Genomic DNA, 3,495 nt, shown 5'->3' with positions numbered 1-3,495 from the left:
GGCGATCGCGGCCGCGACGGCGGCGGTGTCGTCCCAGGCGAGCAGCTCGACGCCGGCCGCGGTTCGGGGGGTGCGGGAGGTGCCCTGCACGTGCCAGTCGGGCAGCCTTGCGGCCAGCGCCGCCGCCGAGTAGCCATGGCCGAGCATCAGAAACGAAGGTCGGGTCATCCCCCGTCCTTAGCCGAGGCCCGCCGGCCATGCGACGTCTTTTCCTGATCGCGCTGCTCGCCGCCCCGCCCGCGCAGGCGGTCGAGGTCCGCACGCCCGAGGCGTGCAACGCCGCCATCGCCGCCGATCCGGAAGCCGCGCGCGAGGCGGCCGCCGTCTGGCAGCGGATGGGCGGCGGGGTCCCGGCCCGGCTCTGCGAGGCGGCCGCGCTCGCCGCGCTCGGGGCGCACGGCACCGCGGCGCGGCTGCTGACGAGCCTCGCCACCAACCCGAACCGCGCCGTCTCGCCGGGGCTGCGCGCCGTCATCCTCGCCGACGGGGCGCGCCAGTGGCTCGAGGCCGGGCGCGCCGACCTCGCCCGGGCCGCGCTCGCCGAGGCGGACAAGATCACCGTGCCGGACGCCGACCGCCGCATCCTCGCCGCCCGGGCCGCCGCGGCGGAGGAGGACTGGCCGGCAGCCGAGGGCGAACTCCGCGCCGCCATCGCCGAGCGGCCGGACGACGCGCTGGCGCATGCGCTCCTCGCCGCCACCCTGCGCAATGCCGGCGATCCGGCCGCGGCGCTGGCCGAGGCCGAGCGTGCCGGCGCGCTGGAGCCGGACCTGCCCGAGGCGCTCTTCGAGACCGGGGCCGCGCTCGCGGAGACGGGCGAGACGGCCCGCGCGGCGCAGGTCTGGCTGAAGCTCATCGCCGCCCACCCCGAGAGCAGCCTCGCGGCGGCGGCGCGCAGCAACCTGCAGCGGCTGCACTGACCGGCGGCTCACGCGCCGCGGAGCCGGGCCGCCGCCCAGGCTCCGGCGTCGGCCACCACCGGATCGGGGTCGCACGCCAGTCGCTCCGCGGCCGGCGCGAGGCTCGGGTCGCCGGAGTTGCCGATCGCGTAGGCGACGTTGCGGACGAAGCGGTTCCGTCCGATGCGCTTGATCGGCGACCCGCTCGTCATCTGCCGGAAGGCGGCGTCGTCGAGCGCGGCGAGATCGGCCAGCCGCGGCGCGTCGAAGGCGTCGCGGTCGCGATAGCCGATCTCGCGCGCCTCGGCGGCGAACTTGTTCCAGGGGCAGACCGCGAGGCAGTCGTCGCAGCCGTAGATGCGGTTGCCGAGGAGGGGGCGCAGCGCCTCGTCGACCGGCCCGTCGTGCTCGATGGTGAGATAGCTGATGCAGCGCCGGGCATCGAGCCGGTAGGGGCCGCGCAGCGCCGCCGTCGGGCAGATGTCGATGCAGGCCCGGCAGGAGCCGCAGCGGTTCTCGCCCGGCGGATCGCGCGGCAGCTCGAGCGTCGTGAAGATCGAGCCGATGAAGAACCAGTTGCCGAGCTCGCGGCTGACGAGGTTGGTGTGCTTGCCCTGCCAGCCGAGCCCCGCCGCCTCGGCCAGCGGCTTCTCCATTACCGGCGCGGTGTCGACGAAGACCTTGATCTCGGCCCCCGTCTCGGCCACCAGCCAGCGCCCGAGCCGCTTCAGCCGCTTCTTGACCAGGTCGTGATAGTCCCGCCCGCGGGCATAGACGCTGACCGCGCCGCGGTCGCGCCGCTCGAGGAGCGCGAGCGGGTTCTCCTCCGGCGTATAGGCCTCGGCCAGCATGACGACCGAGCGCGCCTCCGGCCAGAGGGCCGCGGGCGAGCCGCGCCAGCCCATCCGCTCCGTCATCCAGCCCATCCGCCCGTGCCAGCCGGCGGCGACGAAGGCCGCGAGCCGATCCGCCGCCTCGGGGATGGCGTCGGGCGCGCAGATGCCGCAGGCGGAGAAGCCCTCCTCCGCCGCCCGGGCCTTCAGCCGGACCGCGAGCTCGGCCGGGTCAGAAGTCGAGATCCGCATAATGCTGTGGGGGCGTGAACCCCGGCACCAGGTCGGCGAGGATCGAGCGGAAGGCGGGGCGCGACTTGATCTTCGCGTACCACTCGTGCACGCCCGCGTTGCGCGCCCAGTCGACGTCGCTGACATAGTCGAGGCAGGAGAGATGCGCCGCCGCGGCGAAGTCGGCGATGGTCAGCATGTCGCCCGCCAGCCAGCGCCGGTGATCCATCAGCCAGCCGATATAGTCGAGGTGATACTTGATGTTGCGCGTGCCGGCCTTGATCCGCTCGCTCTCGGGATAGCCGCTCTTGGCCAGCTTCTTGTTCACCCGCTCGTAGAGCAGGTTCGCCGTCACCTCGTTGTGGAACTTGTCGTCGAACCAGGCCGCCAGCCGGCGCGCCTCGGCGCGCAGCGCCGGGCTCTTGGGCAGCAGCGGCGGCTCGGGGTGCGTCTCCTCGAGATACTCGAAGATCGCCGTCGAATCCGCCAGCACCAGGTCGTCGATCCGCAGGACCGGCACCTGCCCGGCGGGGTTCATGCGCAGGAAATCCATGCGCCTTTCCCACGGCCGTTCCTCGACCAGCTCGACCTCGATCTTCTTCTCCGCCAGCACCAGGCGGATCTTGCGGCAGAAGGGCGACAGCGGCTGGTGATAGAGACGGCGCATTTCGTGCCTTTCGTTTTGCTCGATGCCTCTTCATCGGCCTTTTACGCCCGCTTTTCAACTGCTGCGCATGGGCAGACGCAACCGATTGTGTGCGGCGGGCATCTTGCCGCCAGTCCTTGGCGGGCTTAGCTTGTGCGGCGCAGCAAGCGAGGGGCGTGATGGCAGGCAAGCCGGCACTGGAGACGAGCTTCGAGCGGGGGCTCTTCTCCTCGCGCTGGCTGATGGCGCCGATGTACTTCGGGCTCGTGGTGTCGCTCGGCATGCTCGTCGTCGTCTTCGCCCGCGAGATCGCCTACTACGCCCCGAAGATCCTGACGCTCTCGAGCGAGGACACCATCCTCTCGGTCCTCACGCTCATCGACCTCACCCTCGCCGGGAACCTGCTGCTGATCGTGCTCTTCTCCGGCTACGAGAACTTCGTCTCCAAGCTCGACATCGACGAGAACGCGGTCGACCGCCCCTCCTGGATGGGCACGGTGGACTTCTCCGGCCTGAAGATGAAGCTCATCGCCTCGATCGTGGCGATCTCGGGCATCCACCTGCTGAAGCGGTTCATGGAGATCGGCGAGAAGAACGCCGAGACTCCGTTCGACCCGGCGCAGCTCCGCTGGATGGTCATCATCCACCTGACCTTCGTCTGCTCGGGCGTGCTGCTCGCGCTGATGGACTGGCTGACGAGCCGCACCGACAAGCATTAGGCCCGCGGCGCATCCCGCCAGGCGAGGAGCGCGCGCACCATCGCCACGAGCTGCTCCGGGCCGAAGGGCTTGGCGAGCATCGGCACGTCGCGGAAGTCGGGCGGCAGCGAGTCCCGCCCGAAGCCGGTGGCGAAGGCGAAGGGGATCCGCCGCCGGCGCAGCTCCAC

Annotated in this window: 4 protein-coding genes; 2 read left to right on the top strand and 2 right to left on the bottom strand. The window is 71.7% G+C overall.

All coding sequences use genetic code 11. From position 1 onward, the window contains the following. Positions 1–197 precede the first annotated feature (197 nt). Positions 198–920: a hypothetical protein gene (locus Q0112_RS18590; protein ID WP_297977553.1), complete on the top strand. Its 723-nt coding sequence runs from the start codon at positions 198–200 to the stop codon at positions 918–920. Positions 921–928: 8 nt separating this feature from the next. Here the strand turns inward: Q0112_RS18590 and queG are convergent, their stop codons facing one another. Then, positions 929–1,984 carry a tRNA epoxyqueuosine(34) reductase QueG gene (queG, locus tag Q0112_RS18585; protein WP_297977551.1) on the bottom strand — a complete coding sequence of 352 codons (1,056 nt, stop codon included), beginning with the start codon at positions 1,982–1,984 and terminating at the stop codon, positions 929–931. Beyond that, positions 1,965–2,630 carry a glutathione S-transferase family protein gene (locus Q0112_RS18580; RefSeq protein WP_297977550.1) on the bottom strand — a complete coding sequence of 222 codons (666 nt, stop codon included), beginning with the start codon at positions 2,628–2,630 and terminating at the stop codon, positions 1,965–1,967. The genes queG and Q0112_RS18580 overlap by 20 nt, the downstream gene beginning before the upstream one ends. Before the next feature lie 158 nt (positions 2,631–2,788). Here Q0112_RS18580 and Q0112_RS18575 point away from each other — a divergent pair, with 158 nt between their 5' ends. Next, positions 2,789–3,328, top strand: coding sequence for a TIGR00645 family protein (locus Q0112_RS18575; RefSeq protein WP_297977549.1), 540 nt, complete (start codon positions 2,789–2,791; stop codon positions 3,326–3,328). Positions 3,329–3,495 lie beyond the last annotated feature (167 nt).

The organism is uncultured Amaricoccus sp. (assembly GCF_937858865.1).
Lineage (GTDB): Bacteria > Pseudomonadota > Alphaproteobacteria > Rhodobacterales > Rhodobacteraceae > Amaricoccus.
Note: the sequence above shows the minus strand (reverse complement) of the source record. Positions and strands in the feature narration are given on the sequence as shown.